12 protein-coding genes and 1 pseudogene are annotated in these 18,169 nt (G+C 67.0%); 3 read left to right on the top strand and 10 right to left on the bottom strand.

Annotation, left to right across the window (positions count from 1 at the left end):
• The first annotated feature begins 9 nt into the window (after positions 1-9).
• Positions 10-1,470 (top strand): IS1380 family transposase, encoded by a 1,461-nt coding sequence (locus tag BS75_RS16055; protein ID WP_081982220.1) that lies wholly within the window; start codon positions 10-12, stop codon positions 1,468-1,470.
• 157 nt (positions 1,471-1,627) lie between these two features.
• Here the strand turns inward: BS75_RS16055 and BS75_RS16060 are convergent.
• Together BS75_RS16060 and BS75_RS16065 are read right to left on the bottom strand one after the other, a co-directional pair.
• Positions 1,628-2,017 (bottom strand): annotated as a pseudogene (locus tag BS75_RS16060) (HD domain-containing protein); the annotation flags it as partial.
• A gap of 21 nt (positions 2,018-2,038) precedes the next feature.
• Positions 2,039-3,154, bottom strand: a complete 1,116-nt coding sequence (locus BS75_RS16065; RefSeq protein WP_034088720.1) for a helix-turn-helix domain-containing protein — start codon at positions 3,152-3,154, stop codon at positions 2,039-2,041.
• Positions 3,155-3,323: 169 nt separating this feature from the next.
• Here BS75_RS16065 and BS75_RS16070 point away from each other — a divergent pair, with 169 nt between their 5' ends.
• Positions 3,324-3,752 (top strand): ATP-binding protein, encoded by a 429-nt coding sequence (locus BS75_RS16070; protein WP_081983295.1) that lies wholly within the window; start codon positions 3,324-3,326, stop codon positions 3,750-3,752.
• A gap of 45 nt (positions 3,753-3,797) precedes the next feature.
• On the opposite strand, the gene BS75_RS16075 is transcribed toward BS75_RS16070, so the two are convergent.
• From BS75_RS16075 to BS75_RS16100, 6 genes are all read right to left on the bottom strand, one after another.
• Positions 3,798-5,096, bottom strand: a complete 1,299-nt coding sequence (locus BS75_RS16075; protein ID WP_034088721.1) for a tyrosine-type recombinase/integrase — start codon at positions 5,094-5,096, stop codon at positions 3,798-3,800.
• Positions 5,096-5,281: a helix-turn-helix domain-containing protein gene (locus BS75_RS16080; protein WP_034088722.1), complete on the bottom strand. Its 186-nt coding sequence runs from the start codon at positions 5,279-5,281 to the stop codon at positions 5,096-5,098. Before BS75_RS16080 ends, BS75_RS16075 begins: the two co-directional genes overlap by 1 nt.
• The gene (locus tag BS75_RS49325) at positions 5,278-6,738 is read right to left on the bottom strand and encodes a replication initiator (RefSeq protein ID WP_063771523.1); all 1,461 of its coding nucleotides are present in this window, start codon (positions 6,736-6,738) and stop codon (positions 5,278-5,280) included. The genes BS75_RS16080 and BS75_RS49325 overlap by 4 nt, the downstream gene beginning before the upstream one ends.
• A 104-nt stretch (positions 6,739-6,842) precedes the next feature.
• A complete protein-coding gene (locus tag BS75_RS16090) occupies positions 6,843-7,082 on the bottom strand; it encodes a hypothetical protein (protein ID WP_034088723.1) in 240 nt (79 codons plus the stop codon).
• Between the two features lie 94 nt (positions 7,083-7,176).
• Entirely contained in the window at positions 7,177-8,508 is a 1,332-nt protein-coding gene (locus BS75_RS16095; protein WP_034088724.1) for an FtsK/SpoIIIE domain-containing protein, read from the bottom strand.
• A complete protein-coding gene (locus BS75_RS16100; RefSeq protein WP_034088725.1) occupies positions 8,505-8,825 on the bottom strand; it encodes a hypothetical protein in 321 nt (106 codons plus the stop codon). The genes BS75_RS16095 and BS75_RS16100 overlap by 4 nt, the downstream gene beginning before the upstream one ends.
• Positions 8,826-8,940: 115 nt before the next feature.
• Here BS75_RS16100 and BS75_RS44335 point away from each other — a divergent pair, with 115 nt between their 5' ends.
• Positions 8,941-9,447, top strand: coding sequence for a GntR family transcriptional regulator (locus BS75_RS44335; protein ID WP_052069457.1), 507 nt, complete (start codon positions 8,941-8,943; stop codon positions 9,445-9,447).
• A gap of 326 nt (positions 9,448-9,773) precedes the next feature.
• Here BS75_RS44335 and BS75_RS46480 read toward each other — a convergent pair whose 3' ends face one another.
• Both BS75_RS46480 and BS75_RS16110 read right to left on the bottom strand, forming a co-directional pair.
• Positions 9,774-10,496, bottom strand: coding sequence for a barstar family protein (locus BS75_RS46480; RefSeq protein WP_081982360.1), 723 nt, complete (start codon positions 10,494-10,496; stop codon positions 9,774-9,776).
• Positions 10,497-10,614: 118 nt separating this feature from the next.
• A complete protein-coding gene (locus tag BS75_RS16110) occupies positions 10,615-17,769 on the bottom strand; it encodes a polymorphic toxin-type HINT domain-containing protein (protein ID WP_156164256.1) in 7,155 nt (2,384 codons plus the stop codon).
• Positions 17,770-18,169: the final 400 nt, after the last annotated feature.

Here is an 18,169-nt window from a genome sequence, read left to right on the forward strand (position 1 = left end):
ACCCAACAGGTGCAGAGTACCCAATGGGATCACCGGCTCGCCGTGCGGGCCGACGTGAAGAACCTGGTCGGGCAGGCGGGCATCGTGCTGCTGCGCAAGGTCGCCGACCGGCTCGGCCTGGCCCGCGCGCTGGCCGCTGTACTCCCAGCAGGCAGCGGGCCGGGCTGGCGGGACCGCGGCCTGGCACTGGTCCAGCTGGCCTGCGCAATCGCCCTGGGAGCCACGAACCTCCTGGAGGCCGAGCACCTCCAGTTCCACTGGCGCCCGTTGTTCCCGAGCCCAGTCTCCGACAGCACTCTGCGCCGCACCCTGGAGGCGATCGACGCCCCGGTCGCCGCGCGCATCGAACGGGTGCGGGCCGCCATCCGGCGCGTGGTGTGGACCTGGCTGACGCTGCGGCCCGGCGGCTTCCCCTGGATACAGGTCGCCGGCCGGGTGCTGACCGGCTGGTACGTCCTTGACCTGGACGCCACCATCGTGCCCTGCACCAGCAAGAAGGAAGGCGCGGCCGGCACCTACAAAGGATCGTTCGGACACATGCCGCTGGGAGCCTGGGTCGCCAACACCCGCGAGTGCGTCGCCATGCTGCTGCGGCCGGGCAACGCCGCCCCCAACGACATCGCCGACCACAAGACGGTCCTGGCCGCCTCCCTGCGGCAGATCCCGCTGCCCCTGTGGTCGAAACTGCTGGTCCGCATCGACGGCGCGGCGTTCTCCCACGGCCTGCTCGACCACCTCCAGGCCCTGACCACCACACGACGCCGGGTCCGCTTCGTCACCGGCTGGGCCATCAACCAAGCCGACGAGCAGGCCATCGCCCTGCTGCCCCGACACGTGTGGACTGCGGCACTACGCCAGGACGGCAGCATCCACGAGATCAAGGCCGAGGACGGCGGCACCGTCACCTACCAGGTCGCCGAGATTACCGGCCTGCGCGACCTGTCGGGCTGGCCCACTGGGTTGCGGCTGATCGTGCGCCGAGTCAAGCCCTCGCGACGCGACTCCAAGAAGCTCACCGCCTTCGAGAAGCACACCGGCTGGCGCTACCAGATCGTGGCCACCAACATCCCCGCCCACCAGGGCCTCTGCGCCGTCCCCGGCTCCGGCCAGGCCTGGTTCCTCGACGCTTTGTACCGCGATCACGCCGAGGTGGAGGACCGGGTGAAGGCGATCAAACGGGTCGGACTCGGGCTGTTGCCCTCCAAGTCCTGGCAGGTCAACACGGCCTGGGTGGTGGCCTCCACCCTCGCCGCCGACCTAGACGCCTGGACCCGCCTCCTACTGCTGCATGACGAGCCAGAACTGGCAGGCGCCGAACCGGCAACGATCCGCAGGAAGCTCTACCACCTCCCTGCCCGCCTCACCGCCCATGCCAGACGCCGCACCCTGCACCTGGACCGGCAATGGCCCTGGGCAGCGGCCTTCACCACCGCCTGGCAGCGCGCCACCGAGCTTCCGGCCCCCGCCTGACGGCCGGCCACTACCCCGACAAGGACCAGCAAGGAGAGAGGGCAAGCCACCGGGCCGTGGAACCCGGCGCACCCCGCAGCGTCACGCGACGGACCAACCTCGAACGGCCGAGGACAAACCGGTCATGCAGCCGAGCCAACTACCGACGTCAGGCCGCTGAGCAATCGAGGTCAGGTGATTCCTTGTCCTCGTACTCGGCGACGACGGCGCGGATGGCTTCGGCCAGGGGTTCGGGCATGCCGTGGGTCTGGTCGGCGGTGACGGCGCGGGGGTCGGCTTGGCCGGAGTACTTGCGGCCGAGGTAGTTAACGTCTCCGGTGCGTGATTCCTGGGAGTCGTGCCAGACGGCGAGGAGGGCGGCTTTGGCCGGGTCGGCCCCTTCGAGCTGGGCGATGACGGAGGCGATCAGGGAGGTCCGCCAGGAGTGTTCGGCAACGCTTTCGGGGTCGCGGACTCCAGCCATCCACCAGCCGGTGCGCCGGGCCTGCTTGAGGGTGCCGGCCTCGAAGAGGAAGTGGGCCACCGCGGTCAGATCGTCGTCGGCCATGTACTGCCTTCCCTGGGGCGGTCAGCCGGTTGCCAGGCGGACCGCGTAGCGGATCGCATCGAGTTCCCGGCGGGATCGTGCCGAGACCTGTGCTCCATCCAACAGGATCTCCAGCCGCTCGCGCAGCAGCCCGGTACTGCTGGCCGGGTCGCCGAGCAGGCCGGGGCGGACAGCGATCAGCGCCCACAGAGTGTGGATGTACAGGTCGAGATAGCCGTAACCGGGAGTGAGCCGTTCCAGGAGATGACTCAGGAGCTGGTGTCCGGCCCAGGTGCCGGGAACGGGATCGGCGATGAAGTCGTCGGTGAGCTGAAGGGTGCGGGTCTCGCCGACCCAGTAGGCCCAGTAGTTGAGGTTCGCAGCCTCGCCGGTGCCGTCATCGACCAGGGTGCGTTCGATGAAGTGCCCCATCCGGTCGAGGTCGCCGTGCCGGGCCGCGACGGAGGCCAGGGAGCGGGCGGTGAGCCAGCCCTGCAGCCACCCTTCCGAGGAGTGGTGCTGCTGCTGGTCGAGCCAGGCAGAGGCGTCCGGGGCGGGGTCGTAGCCGCACAGGTAGAGGGCCTGTCGGCGGAGCAGGAACTGCTTGGGTGCCTGGGCGTGTTCGGCAGTGCGGCGCATCTGGCTGAAGAAGTACCCGCGTTCGTCGTGGGTCAGCTCTGGGCCGGAGGGTACGGGTCCGCGTCGGGGACGCTGGACCACAGCAGCAGCCTGGAATGGCTGTGGGGCGCGGCCGGTCAGGGGCCAGGCGAGGAGGTCCATGAGGTCGCGCTGCATGACCCAGGCCCCCAGCGGGCTGCTGGCCGGATCGGGGTCGAGGTCCAGGACGCTGGCGAGGAGGACGTCGGCTTCCAGTGCCCGGTCCAGAGCAGCGAGCAGTGGGGGTGCTGCGCCGAGGTGCAGGAGGCGGTGGCGGTGCAGCAGCATCTGGCCGACGGGGATGGCGGTGAGCGGGCGGCGTCCGGTCTCCCAGCCGGCGAGGGTGTCCGAGGAGACGTGGAAGTGCTCGGCGAGGGTGTCGCGGTTCAGCGCCAGGTGTTCGCGGATCAGGCGCAGGACGTAGCCGGAGACCAGCCCGCCACGATGCGGCGAGGAGGAACGCTGACCGGGGGTCAGGGTTTCGCGCGGGTCTGCTGCCATCACGGCATCCCCTGGGGGTTCGGGAACTGCTGCTACTGGTACGGGCGGTCACTGCCTGCGGCTTCACCGGGTCCGTACGGTCGAACCGAGTGATTTCAGCCAGCAACCCAGCGTAGTTGAGGGGTGGGCCGTGCGGACCCGAAGTGTTGAAGCCCAGCCGGACGAGTGGATGCCGGAGCCTGCGGATGCCCGCGTGGTGTCGGGCAGTTGCTGGCTGCCGTGCACCAGGAGGTCGCCGGGTCGGGCTCGTCGGGCATTGCGGGAGCTCCTCTCCGGCGCTGGCGACGAGCGGTTCGCCCCGGCGGGCGAGCTGGTGGTCAGCGAGTTGGTCACCAACGCGGTGGCGCACGCGCGCCTGCCGGGGCGACTGATCTGGGTGCGCTTTGAGCTGGGCGCCGAGGAGCTGCGGATCGAGGTGCACGACCCGGGAAAGGGTCGACCCGTCGTGCAGCAGGCAGCCGAGGGCGATGAGGGAGGGCGGGGCTTGTGGCTGGTCGAGTGCCTGGCCGCGCGGTGGGGGTGCTGCCCGCGCACGGGTGGCATCGGGAAGATCGTGTGGGCGGTCGTCGTACCGCCGGTTGGTGAGGAACAGGACTGAGCCCCACCGATGCCAGGGGGCGGCGGTGGGGCTCAGTCCGGTCAGTCAGACCAGGGCCGGAATCGGCAGGTCGTCGTCGCCGTCTTCATCGTCGTTCTCGTCGTTGCCGTTGAGGGCGTTGCCCATGGCCTCGATCGCGTCCCGCTGGAGGCGGGGGCGGACGTGGGCGTATACGTCGGCGGTGATGTGGATCTGGGAGTGTCCGAGCAAATCCTTGATCGTGACCAGGTCGACGCCCTGCTCCAGCAGTAGGGTCGCGCAGGTGTGTCTGAGGTCGTGGAAGCGGACTCTGCGGATTCCGGCCTGGTCGCACAGCCGGTGGAAGGCGCGGCTGATGCTGGGGCCGTCCAGGGGGTTGCCGCAGGTGTTGGTGAACACCAGGTCGAGCCGAGGCCGCTCATCCCCGAGCGCGGCGTGTTCCGCCTGCTGGCGGACGTGGTGAGCCCGCAGAGAGGTGATGCACTCGCCCGGCAGGGCGATGCGGCGCTTGGAGGACTCGGTCTTGGGCAGGTAGAACGCGAACTCCCCGGTGGGGCTGCGTTGCAGGGTCTGGCGGATGCTCATGGCCCGCTGCTCCAGGTCGAGGTCTGACCAGCGCAGGCCGAGGGCTTCGCCCTTGCGTAGTCCGGTGCGTAGGGCGAGTTCGACCAGCACGCCCAGTTGGGTGCCCCGGCCAGCATTCAGGAGCCGTCGGGCTTCGGAGCCGGTGAGGGGTTCGAAGGGTTTGGATCGGGTGTCGCCGAGGCGGACGGAGGTGGCGACGTTGCGGGGCAGTTCGTCCTCGCGGACCGCGTGGGCCAGGGCGGAGGACAGGATGCCGCGCAGGTACTGCAGGGTGGCAGGAGCGACTCGCTTTTCGCAGCAGTGGCCGATCGCGCAGCAGCGTGGCCGGGCCCGGCCGCGCGGGGCGTTCGGGTCGCGGGCGGCGTCCCAGCCCTGGGTGCAGCACTGGCAGGCGGTGCGGACCCGGTGCAGCCAGATGCGCACGTCCTTGGGGGTCAGTGCGGCGATTCTCTTGCCGCCGATGCCGGGGATGATGAAGGACTTCAGGTAGTGGGAGTAGGTGGCGTAGGTGGTGGGTCGCAGTTTGTGGGCGGCGACGGTCTCCATCCATCCGGTCAGGTAGTCCGCGACGGTGGTGGTGGCGTCGGCGGCGACGGGCATGCCCTTGTTCGAGTCGGCGATCTTCTCGATGAGCTTGTCCATCGCCTCTTTGCGGGTGGCGCCGTAGACCCGGGTGCGCCGGGAGGTGCCGTCGGCGACCAGGACGTAGCCGGCGGCCTCCCAGCGTCCGTCCTTGCGCTGGTAGACGGTGCCCTCGCCGTTGGATCTCTGCTTGGCCATCAGGCGCCCCCGCCGATGAGCGCGGAGAGGTAGGCGGCGAGCGCGGAGGCGGGGATGCGCCGGGAGCGGCCGATGGTCACCGAGGTGAGCTGACGGGAGCGGATCAGCTGGTAGACGGTGTGCCGGGACACCTGCATGCGCTCCATCACATCCGGGACAGTGAGCAGGTCAGGGGTGATGGTCATCGCCCACCCCCGGCCGATGCGGCCGCTGGCTCCTGGGAGACTTGGCCCGGTGGCGCTGGGGTGGGGGTGTCGGGTAGCGGGCCGCGTCCGGCGTAGTGCCAGTCGTTGACCACCACGAGGTCTGCGCTTGAAGGGAGTCCGAGGGCCTGGTCGCGCTGGGCGGCCGTGTAGGCGGCGCGCTCGTCGCGCAGGGCGCCGAAGGTGGTGGAATAGGAGCGTGACTTGGTGGCGAAGTGGCCGCGGAATCCGAAGGTGTGTGCCCATCGCCGCAAGCGCAGGCCCGCCAGCTCCTCGCGCCCGCCGAGCTTCCAGCAGGTCCGCACCAGCGTCAGCGCATGGTTACTGAGCCCGAGTGCGGCCCAGGTGGTGGATCGTCCGAGGCCGTGGCAGTCGGGGCAGGGCCGCTGCAGTTTCCCCGGTTCGGTGGGCTTGACCTGCAAGCCCTGTCCGTCGCAGGTCCGGCAGGGCAGTGGGCGAAGGTCCGCGATGCCGGAGGCTTCGGTGCCCTTGGTGGCGTACTTGGCCACGTAGCGGGCAACCACCGCATCCGACAAGGCGGAGTCGTCGTCATCGGAGGAGCCGATCGTGCGGATGTCGAGCTGCCGCCCCCAGCGCAGGGTCCGGAAGGACATCGCACCAGGGGAAGGTGTCGTAACTGTCGTTCGCTTGGCGGCAGTTCGCACCGATCGGGTGAGGAGTGCGGTCGTCATCCGAGCGGGTGCCGTGGACCCCGGGCCGTTGGCGCCGTCCAGGCGGATCACCGCGTGGAAGTGGACGACGCCGCGCGTCTGGTATTCGGCGACCTTCGCGAAGGCAACCGTGGTGACGGTGCGCAGGTCGCGCCGTTCGATGCCCGCCAGGTCGGCAAGCGTGCGGCGGGTCTCGGTAGTGAAGCGCGACCACAGCGCCCCGGCGTACGCGTTGAACAGGACGTGCCCGGTGTAGTCGTAGGTGCCCGGATCCAGCGGGGTGCCGATCAGCGGATCGCCGACCGGATGCCAGGTGTGGCAGTCGGGTCCGGTGCGGCGCGGGCCGCAGGGGCGGGGGTTGCCGTTCTTGGCCGGGCCCAGGTGAACCGGGCCGAAGGAGGGTGCGGTCAGGGTGACGAAGATCCTGGGGTGGGCGGCGACGGTCGGGGTGGTGTTCTTGCCGCCGCGCAGGCCGGCGGCGATCAGGTGGTAGGCGTCGTACTTGTAGAGCGTCGAGCAGGACGGGCACACGGTGTGGCGGCGGTTGCCGCACGGCACGGTGATCATCGAGTTCGGCTGGTGGGCGGAGTGGAAATCGTGCACGATCTCGCCGGTCGCCCGGTGGACCAGGGTGCGCGAGCCGACCAGCCGGATCGGGCGGGTACACGTGGAGCGGGTCAGCTCGTGGCCCGCGAGCACGCGGGCGAGATCGGTCGCGGCGGCGGGTATGGGGGTGATCCGGGGATCGGTGGGGCTGGGGAATGTCATCCTGGTGGTGTCTCTCTCGTTGCATGTGAGGCGGAGGGACAGGCCCGGCAGACGGCGGCGGCTCAAGTTCTTGGCGGAATAGGCCGCCGCCGCTGCCGGGCGCGTCATCTCGGTGGTGTGGTCGATCCTGTGCCGTCCTCGGTGATCTGCCGCCCCAGGTACAGGGCAGCGTCCGACAGGCGGCGCAGGAACCTTTCTGCGTCGGCGGGTCCGAACGGCAGGGTGATGTCGATCTGGTTGGTGCCGTCTCCGATCCGCAGGCGCGGACCGAGCAGACTGGTGGCGACCGGTTCGATCGCGGATTCGGCATCGACCATCAGGCCGACATGGAGCAGGCTCTTCATCGGGCGGTCCTCTCCTTCGAGCAGGTTGTGGGCATGGGCGGGGTAGGGACCTGGCGCGGGAGGGTCCGCGCCGACCGGGAAACAGGCGACGGTCTCAGGCCGCCGTGGGGTGACCGGCCAGCAGTGCCAACGGGTCGGTGACCAGATGGGCGGTGGCAGCGGCGATGCGTTCGGCGTCCTGGTCGGCCACGTAGGGGGTGCGGACCAGGGTGAAGCCGGGGCGGCCCTCGGCGACCATCGAGGCCACCCCGATGTAAGCGGCGTCCTGCAGCCGGCGCGGATGCGCGTGCGGGTGCTCGGAAATGTCCGAGCCCAGCGCGGCCGTGGCCGCCTCCGAGGTGCGCTGGGCGAACGAGATCGCGACCTGGCAGTTGTCACGGATCTTGGTGGGGATCGCATCCCCGGTCGCCTTCTGCGTGGCCAGGACGACCTGGATGCCCACGTTGCGGCCCTTGCGGACCAACTCCTCCACCAGGCGCACGATCTCCCGCGCCAAAGCGTCGCGGCGCTTGGACTGCGCGTCGCCGCCCTTGGACTCGTTGAAGAAGGTGTGCGCCTCATCGACCACCACCACGACGAGCGGCCAGGTGGCGGACGGGCCCAGGTGCCACATGTTCTTCACCCCCAGCGCCGAGCGGATCGCCTTCTGGCGCTGCGTCATCAACCGGTGGATGGTGGCCAGGATGTCGGAGACCTGTTCCAGGTCGTCCTTGGCGTGCAGCCAGGCGCGGGCGAACAGTTCGTCGTAGTCCGGGCCGCCCTTGCCGTCGATCAGCACGAACTGCACCGCCGGCGACGGCGCGAGAGCGCAGAACCGGGCGTTGAGCAGCGAGGTCTTGCCGTACCCGGCAAGGCCCGCCACCACGACCCCCGAGACGCCCGAGGAGCGGAGCGTCACCGGCTGCCCGTCCGCGTCGATCCCCGGCACCCACAGCAACGGATCACCCTCCCCCGCAGCCTGCTCGGTGAAGGTGGTGGGCTGGGTGAGCGGGTCCCGCAGCAAGGCCCTGATCCGGACCACGCCGGGCCGGTGCTGCTCGACCCGCACCAGCGGGACGCGCCAGGCATTGGCCAGATGGTCGGCGGCAGCCTCGAACTCCTCCACCCCCAGGCGGCCGACGGTGTAGGCGTCGATCCGCACACCCCAGGTCTCGCGATGGACACGGATCGCCGGGACCAGCGTCCGCCTGCCCGAGCCCGGCGTTCCCACCGGAGCATGCGGTTTGATCGGCTCGGTATGGGCCAGACCCACCCGCATCGCGGTACGCCGCCAGGTGCGGCGGATACGCCATGCCGCGCGGATCACCGGGCGCTGGTCAGAGGCTGCGAGCAGGTAGCGCATGCCGCGCGTGGTGCTCAGCGTGATCACCGAGCAGACGGGGACGGCGGCGAGGGTCAGGGCGGTGCTGGTGAAGTCTGCTGTCATCCCTTCACCGCCGTCAGGGCCTGGGCGCGGAATATCTGCCAGGTGCGGCCGTTCTTCTCCCCCGTCAGGAACAGCAGGCCGGTGGCCTTGACCAGCGCGCCCATCGTGAGCCCGGCCGGAACACCGGGCTGCGGCAGCGAGACCCGCATCAACTGCGGAGCACCGCCCTCCACGGGCAGGGCCAGCGACACCTCGGCGAGCGGGGCGCCGGTGTCGCGGTCGGTGGCGACGACACCGTTGGCCCGGTCCTTGAACTGCGGCGCGGGCTCGCCCAGCACCAGCAGTGGACGGGCGGTGTCGATCGGAAGTACAAGCATGGTGATCTCCAGTGGATGATCTAGGGAGTATGTGGATGACAGCCTACACGTGCAGGTTGGGGTGTCAATCATGATTGTGCTGCCCGATCCGCCTAGCTTCGCTACCCTGGACCCCATGACCTACGGAGCCGATGAGAACCGCCCCCTGTACCAACAGGTGGTCGACGACATCCAGGACCAGATCGCCGGCGGCCAGCTCGGCCCCGACGACAAGGTCCCCTCCGCCAAGGTCATCTCCGAGACCTACGGCATCGCCAACATGACCGCCCAGCGCGCTCTGCGCGAACTGCAGAACCTCGGCATCACCTACGGCCAGGCCGGACGCGGCAGCTTCGTCCGACCTGAAGCCGCCCTCCGCCTGGCCACCAACGCCCGCGCCATCACCAACGACGCCGACTACCGCGCCACGATGGCCGAGTTCAGACAGGGTGCCGACAAGGCCAACGCCAACCTGGACGAAGCCCTCGCCACTGGCGATGTCACGCGGATCATCGACGCCAGGACAGCCGTCGAGCACTACTGGAACATCAGCGCCCCACAAGTGCGCGAGCTCGCGCGCTACACGCAGCGCGTCAAGCAGGCCGGCCGCAACGTCGAAGACATCTACACCAGCGACAGCTGACCGAACGCACGAGCACAGCGTGGCAGCGAGCTGAAACTTTCCCTACAAGGATTCAAGGCACTGCCCTGCGGGCAGCGCAGCCCACCCAACGGGCCGACGCCATCCTCCTGCCTCCGGCCCGGACGGCACCGGCCCGGAAGCAAGCCAAGCCCAACAGCCGCTTCCCGATCGGGCCACGCACTCCAGCCAGGCTCATACCGCAAGTCCAGCCATCGGGCGCTGCAGGAGTCCCACAAGTCCCTCGACCCTCTGACGGCAACGCCGACGGCAACGCGCCCGGACACGCAGGCACAGTTGCGACCAACTGAGCATGACAACGGAAAAGATCAATTTGCAATGACCTCAATATGAAATTCTTGCATAATATCCAGAATCGAATTAACGAAAGCATGACCCAGGGCATCGTTAGATGCATCGAAGCTACGCCACTCGATCCTAAGGGGAAGCTCTTGACCGCCCTCCGACGAGAGGCAATCTGCCAACGCGTCGAGATTTGACCCAAAGTATCCACCCGGGCCGTTCATCGCCTCCCCCAAGGCACAATAGAATCCTGGCTTTGCAACCATCTTCAGACCGTCTAGATAGACTACCTCGCCAGTCAGATAGCGAGCCGCACGGCGACGGGAAGCGAACCAGGAATTCTGGACAACGTGCAGCCAGGATTCAAGATCTCCCGTCGGCCGATCAAACCACTCACCCTGTAGAAGATCGACTCCCGACGCCCATCTCTGCCACACTCCAGCAGCTATTGGATATTCGCACAGGCCGCCAAAGAAACGATATGTGGAGCTCGACGACCCGTCACCCATTAGTTCAATCCGTGACTCCCTGCGCTCGACTCGGCCAATGAAATATTCACCGATCTTCTCCTGCTGGCGGTTCAAGACCTCCAGGACTGCCGCCTCAGCCCTACGCCCTGCAGTACCTGCGTGATGCACTCCCAAGAAGTTGACTTCTGCAGGGCCCTCTTCGAATTCAACGAAGAAACCGCCTACGTCCTCCGCCTCGACGAGCACGTCCTGAGAGTCCTCGTCGACCAGCCTGTACATCGGAAAGCGTTCCTCAAGTTCCACTGGCCAGCCGCCAATCAGCTATATTTATCCATATTGATGAACTGGCGCGGCAATATAACACATTGCCGCGCCAGTTCATTCGGAATATTTAATTCTACCATCCAGAGTCGGGGAATTGTGGCGCACTAAACTTTTGGATCTTTTGATAATGCGTGCTCGTCCACCCAAATACCTGGTCACCATTGGGCAGCGTCTTCACTAGAATCCTGTCACTGTCCGGCCTGCCGGGGACACGATATTCTTCCGAGCCTGCCCACCAAGGATATTCGCGCCCCGAATAGATATCGTGCGACGTAAGCTGTCCCGATTTAACAAGATCGTACGCTGCGGCAATCTTGTTATTCATTCCCCTGGGCAAGGGATCGGACAGACGCCCGGTCGGGCAGGAGGAACTGTTGTGAACTAGAACTGGCGTCGTACCGGCGAGTACATAGTACGTGTGGAGTTGCTGGATGGTCAGGTTGTAGCGGTCGGCGGCGCCGAAGGTCGGCGTGACGCTCTCGACGGTGGCAGTGGGGTGGGTGCCGACAGTGGCCAGAGCATGGCCAAGGGTGAGGGCTGCGGCGTTGATCCAGGCGTGGAGGGTGTTATCCCAGAAGGGGTGTTCGGTGGTGGTGTGCAGGACTGCAGTGTGGCCGTGGCCGGTGTCAATTGTGATGTCGACAAGGTTGTGGTCGTAGTTGACCATCGTGGCGGTGACAGGCTCGGGGCCGACGGGCTTGCCGGTGGCGGGGTCGGCTGCTTCTACCTTGTCGCCATCCTTGAGGTTCTTGATGGACTTTGTTTTGCCGTCGGCAAGGAGTACCTGGGTACTGGGTGCAAAGCTGTTGGTACCGCAGCCCGGGTTTTCGTCGCTTTCGGTGAAATCTACCCAATTAGCAACTTGTGGGTCCTGGCCGCCGAGCTGCTTCACCAGGCTGTTGATCTGGTCCTCGCCGATCCTGCCGGCGTGCCCGTCTGGGCCGACCAGTGCTGTCAAGGAGGCGATTGACATCATGGCCTTGTAAGCGAGGCCCACGGCACTGGAGCAGCGTTCGTCCGCGCAGGCGCTCAGCAGCGCCGTATTGAGCATGCCGTTGGCGGTGTCGGTTCCAGCACCGGGATAGTCCGACGTGGGGTCGAGGCACTCGATGCTCTTGGGCTCGCAGTCCTGTGCCACAAGTTTGTAGAAATCCTGGCGGACTGCGGCAAAGTGCGTGGTGTTGTTCGGGAGCATGACACCGGGGAAGATCTCGGTGGCGCCAGGGGTGCTTGGGGAAGGGTTGGGGGTGAGCTGGTCCAGGACAGACAGTGACACGGGTTCGTCCCCGTCAGACATGGACTGGAGCATCAGGCCCGTGGGGTCACTGCCAGTGGTGGGGTTGTCAGCGGCGTAGGTGTAGCCGTTGAGCTGCTGAGGACTGGTGGTCTCCAGGGCGGGGTCGAGGCTGATGAAGCGGCCGAGGGCGGTGTCGTACTCGCGGGCGCCGATTGTGGTGAGGGAGTCGCTGGGGTCCTGGGGTTTGTCGAGGTAACCGTTGGGGTCGAGCCAGCTGCTGCCAGCTGCGGCGCCGCGCGGGGCACCGTAGGGGGTCTCCTGCTGCCACGAAGGGTTCGCCGTAGTGCTGTCGAGGCTGACGGTCCCGGTGTCGTGGGTGTCGGCGAACTCGAAGCCGTAGGCGGTGGGAGTGATCACGACCTGTCCGCCGCCTGGCAGTGGGTAGGCACGGGTGTTACCGAGAACGTTGCCGGTAGTGGCCAGGGTGATCTGCTGGTCGGGCAGGAACAGAGTGGTGCCGTTGGGGTCGACGCGCTCGACGACGTTGCCGCTGGCGTCGTAGTAGTAGTCGGTGGTGTTGGAGCCGGTACTGGCGGTGTAGAGCTGGCCCTCGTCATTCCACTGGAGGGTCTGTTGGCCGGCAGTGGTGGTGCGTGAGGTGGTGTCGCCAAGCTGGTCGTAGCAGTAGCTGCTCACCGCGCTGGTGGTACCGGTCGTGGTGGTGGCAGTGGTCAGGGTATGGGCACCCGTACTGGCGGCGCAGCCGGTGGCGCTACCGCCGTACTTGTAGCCGATAGAGGTGTCGTTGCCACCGGTCAGGGAGTGCTGGGTCTGGGTCTGCGGTTGGCCGAGAGGGTCATAGGTCCAGCTGGTCCAGTAGGCGCTGCCCGTGATGCCGTCGCCGACCGTGGTGGCCACATTCGCCGGGGTCGGCGCAGTCGGGCAACTGCTGGCTGTGCTGGCGGTGGTCCAGGCAGAACTCAGGCGGTCCAGGGGGTCATAGGTATAGCACTGGGTCTCGGTTGCGGTGCCGCCGCGGACGTCGGTCTGGGAGGTGAGGTTGCCCGAGGGGTCGTATCCGTAGCTGGTGTCGTCCATCGGGGTGCTCGACACGGCGGTGTTGACGATGTTCTCGTCGGTCAGCGCGCCAGTGAGCGGGTCGAAGGTGTTCGAGACACTGGCCTGGTTGGTCGCGGACCCGACGACCTCCTGCGCGACCTGGCCGAGATCGGTGTAGGCGACATTCTGGGTGTAGCCGTTGGTGCCACCCAGCGTGCAAGGTTCGTCCAGGCCGCTGTAGGCGCAGTAGCCTATTGTCACTGCCTCTGCGGCCATTCCGCCGGCCGCCGGGATCAGGGTCGCCCTCGGTAGTCCCGTGGTGGGGGTGTACGTGTGCTGGTAGGCGTAGGTGCCGGCCAGAGAGCTGGTGCCGGGGACGGTGTAGGTCTCGCCGAGGGACTCGCCGAAGACGTTGAAGCCCTTGGCCTGGACTTTGAACGTTCCAGCAGGAGTGTAGGAGTACTGGGTGGTGAGCTGGCCGATCGGGTCGGTCATCCCGGACACGAGGTTGTTGCTGTTGTCGTAGGCCCAGGACGCGACCATGTTCGACGCCGACTGGCCGGCGACTGTGGCGTCGTACTCGGCAGTCTTGCGGTTCAGCTTGTCGTAGGTGAACGACTGGGTGATGCCAGCCGAGTCGGTGGACTGCAGGACATTCCCGTTGCCGTCGTACAGGGTCGGCGAGGCGGCCGGGGTGCTCCCGGCGTCGGGGTCGACCTTGCTGACGGACTGGCCGAGGAAGTTGTAGCCGGTCGCCCAGGTCTCGTCCTGGCTGTCGATGGTCTGGTAGGCGCGACCCTGGGCGTTGAAGGTGTACTTCGTGGCCTGGGTCGTGCCACCGGTCACGGTCGCGGTAGTGAACCCACCAGTGGTGGAAGTGGTCACGGTCGGCGCGGTGGTGTACTGGTCGAGCTCGGTGGTGCGGCCCAGCGCGTCGCTGACGGTCGCAGTCGCGGTGCCGCCCGTCGGCGGTACCGTCACGGTGCTGTCGCCCAGGTACTGGGTGTAAGAGGTCTGCTTGACCTGCGAGTCGTCCAGTGAGGTGACCACTGTGGGTCGCCCAAGGCCGTCATGGCTGGTCAGAGTCTGCTGCTGGGACAGGTTGTCGGCGACCTGGACGAGGGTGCCGTTGGGGCTGGAGGTGTTGTCCCAGTAGTTCGCGTTGCTCTTGTAGGTCCAGCCGTGGCTGTCATAGAAGGTATCGGTGATGATCCGTCCGGCCGCGGAGCTGACCGCCTGCGTCTGGGTCTGGCGCACCCGCATGAGCGCGTCGTACAACGTGGTGGACGTTGAGTAGCCCGACTCGTCGTTCAGCGTCTGCGTCGTCACCACCACCGGTGTCACGGTCGAACCGGCGGGGTAGGCGTAGGAGATGAGCTCGTTGGCGGCCGACTTCGTGGCCCGCGAGTCCTTCCAGACCGCGATCGTCCGCCCCAGCGCGTCCACGTGCAGCGTCGTTACTACGTTGTTCGCATCAGTCACCAGCACCGGGAGCGCTCGCTCGGGGTCGAACACGGTGGTCGTGGCCTGGCTGAGTGGGTTGGTTACCTGGATCTGCGTGTTGGTCAGGTATGAGGTGTCGCTGTAGACGAAGGTCGTCTGGTTGCCGTTCCCGTCCCAGCTGGATGTGGGTCGGCCGTAAGTGTCAAAGGTGCTGGCGGACTTCGTCTGGTAGGTGAAGGCGCTGCCGTTGTAGCCGTTGGCAACCTGGACGACCGATGAGTCGCCGACGGTCGGCGCGCTCTGCGGCCAGGTCGGCGCGCTGGGCTGAGGCCAGGTCTCAGCCATCGTCGGGTTGTCGTAGAACGTACGGGTGTCCGAGATGACGTCGGTGGCCCGGTTCAGCGTCGTGGGCGCGGTGAGCGCGTTGGTCTGCGCTGCCGTGGGGGCGCTGGCTCCGGCAGGTGAGGTTCCACCGCAAGGCTTGTCGTCGACCTCGGTCTCCGCTGCAAGGCCGGTCAGGTTGAGGGCGGTGTTCGCGGGTGCGTACGTGGTCTGGGTGCACGTCTCCTGCGAGGCAGCGGTCCCAGCGAGCGACAGGTCTCCGTGCTTGTAGGTGTACAGCACCATCCCGAACGTCGGCGAGGAGGTGTTGGTGTCATAGCTGTTGTCGGTCTCCGTCGTCTGCCATGACGCCGGAGAGGCGCCAGTGATCGCCTGGCGGCTCCACGTCTCCACCTGCTGAACCGCGTTGGCCGTCAGTGCGGGCAGGCCAGTGCGGGTGCGAGTGGCGGTGGGCGCAGACACCCAGTACGAGTTGATGATGGAGTGGTCGACCGGGCCACCGTCGTAGGTGTAGGTGGCGGACTCCAGGACGTCACCGGCCAGCTGGTTGCTGTCGGTATGCGCAACGTGCTGAGAGTCGGTCAGGGAGACCGAGCGTGTGCTGGTGGAGGACAGCCAGTCCCCGTCCATCCCACGGTAGTACCAGACCTCGGACTCGGTCAGCGGGTCGGTGCCCTGTCCGGTGAACGTCTGCACGTCACCGAATCCCCGCCACTGCCCGTAGGTGCGGTACTTGGCCTGCACGACCTCGTTGTCGTCGTAATGCCACGCCCCAGCCCCACCCGGGTACTTGTAGGCGGTGAACAACCCCGCCGAACCACCCGACGGGTCCGACTGCGATACCGACTCCACCGAGTACTTGTTGAACCAGTCCGTGTACACGCTCGGTGAGGCTGCAGCGCTCGGGGGTGTCCACTCCACCGGGAAACAGGATGCCGTGTTCGTCGATGGCGTGAGCGTGGCGATACTGGTGGCGGTGCAAGGGGTGACCAGCTCGTAGACGACGCTGATCACACTGCCGGAATCGGTCGTTACCGAGGTGAGCCGGTAGCGGTTCATCGGCCCCAGTCCCGAACCGGTCCCGCTGGTGTAGTTGACCCGGTTCGCCATCATCTCGTACCCGAACGTCTCCGCCGGGAGTGCAACGTTGGTGGAAGAGCCGCCGGTGGTGTCCTCGCCGGTACGGGTAACCGAGTCCAGTTGCAGCGTGCTGGTGTTGTAGGTCCCGGTCGTCGGGATCGTCTGGCCAAGCGCATAGTTGTCGACCGTGACATACGTCGTGCCGTTGTACTGCTCGGCCGCGATGTTCGTCAGCCGGACCGTGGAGAAGAAGGCCGGCCCGTAGCTGCTGCAGGTGGCGCCCGACGCACAGATCAGGTCGGTGGGGACATCGGGCCAGTTGCCCTGATTGGAGGCGATCGGGTCGCAGGTGCCGGTCAGGCACCGCTCGCCCGGGGTGTAGGCGACCCGGTCGGCAGGGGTGCCGTAGGCATTGCCGTCGGTGAAGCCGTAGTCGATGTGGCTCAGGTAGCTGTCACGGACATAGGAGACCTCGTGGGCGCCTTTGTCCTCGCCGTAGTAGTTCGTGGCCTGGGTGTAGTAGTAGGCCATCGCGTTGCCGTGCAGGTCCTTGACGTAGTCCAAGTGCCAGCGGTACGCCATCGTGCACACCGATGCGCTGAACCCCGACGACGAGTAGCACGGATCTCCCTTGTTCGCCGAGTACACCGGCTCCGAGTCGACCGAGTTGGTCGTCGCCTTCCCCGAGGACCAGCCCGGCAGCTCGTTGCGGCCGAACTCGTAGACCGTGCCCGAGCGGTCGGTCACCGTCCAGTAGTCCGTGTTGTACGTCCCGGAGCCGTTCCCACTGCCCGTGACATGCTTGACGACGTCGCCGTTGTCGTCGGTGGTGTGCCAGTTGCCGCTGCTGTCCTGGATCAGCGACGCGGAACTCCCTCCGAGCGACAGCGTCAGGACCGGACCGTCGTAGCAGGAGTCATCGGTCTGCTCGGCACTGGGAAGCGTCACACCCTCGGGCGCGTCCGAGCAGTTGACATACGACTGCTCGACGTAGGAGTCGGCGGTGCTCCAGCCGTCACCGACCCACGAGGACTGCGCCTGGGTAGCCGCTGTCTCCCCGTCGACGCTGCCCGAGTCGTAGGACAGGTCGACTGTAGGTGCAAGGCTGGAGATCGCGGGCGGCAGCTGGATCGGGTATGTGTAGTCGAACGCCCCCGACGAACTACCTGCTGTCCACGAGCCCGAAGCCTTCAGCGAGGTGGCGCCGTACTGCCCACCGGCCCCACCACCGTCGGCCGGCGACGTGGAGGAAGTCAGGGCGATCACCATCGCCCCGGATCCAACAGCGGAACGCGTGGCGGCCGCAGCACCGACCTGGCCGGAAGCTTTCGCTGCTGCGGGGGCCTGCCCCAGGGTCACGGTGGTCGACATCGCCTGTGACGCGGTGTCGTTGGTGCTGGGCAGTTGGGTCCGGGTGCGGCAGGCGGCGAGCTGGGGGGTCGTCAGCGCGCAGGCGGGAAGCTCGACCAGTTGCAGGCGAGAGGGGTAGTCACCGCCATAGGCCTGGGCGAAGGCCGCATAGTCGACACCGACGCGCACCGTGCCACGGCCGCCGCCGGAGGGAGTGACCTCGGCGAGGACGCCACTGACGCCGACCGCAGCGGCGGCAGCGTGGCTCAGCACCTTCACGCCCAGAGACGTCGGGCCGCTGTAGCCACCCTTCGTGGGCGTCACGGCCTGACCCCAGACCGCGCCGGCTGCGGACTGCTGCTTGCTCGCGACGGCGCTCGACCGGGCCCGGCCTGCAGCCACCAGTGGCAGCGCGGATGTCGCTGCGGTCGGCCAGTGCGTGGCGGTGGGAACGTAGTTGGCTGGCGGCTTCTGCCGTTGAAGGCTCTTCATCGGCACGGGCGTCACAGCGACAGGGTGGCCCAGGTTCGCCTTCGGGGCGACAGCCACGGTCTTCGCCTGGGCCTGCACCGCACCCGCCACGCTCGTCTGCACGAGCATGGCGCCGACCACTGCGAAGGCGATCCGCCCCCAGGTCCCACGCCGACCGTCCCACAACGACTTCGCCCGCACCAACAGCCCCCTGCTCAAGGCGGCACATTGCCGCGCATCGGTCACCAACGCCCCGTCGGCACACAACCCGACCCAAGGTATTGATCATGCGAACCCTAGTCAGTCCACAGCCTAAGTGCGATAACGAATGAATAACATATTCCCCATTTACCGCGAATTGCTCACCTTAAATCATTCTATGTCCGACTTATCTGCATCATCAATTCCCGGAATCTCCTCGCCCCTCCGGGGCTGCAATCGATCCACTAGCACAGACTGGATTCCTGCACAAAGTCAGATTCGCGCCATTGATTGCGCCCCCGAAGGCATCGACCGCACCAGGGCAGCCAGGAACTGGCATGTCGACGCCGAAGCAGAGCCGAGCGCCCCATTTACCCATTTCATGCCGATATCGGCTCAGATAACAGCAAAGGGATAGTAAAGTTTCACAGGCAAAGCGCCCATA

The organism is Streptacidiphilus albus JL83, from assembly GCF_000744705.1.
GTDB lineage: Bacteria > Actinomycetota > Actinomycetes > Streptomycetales > Streptomycetaceae > Streptacidiphilus > Streptacidiphilus albus.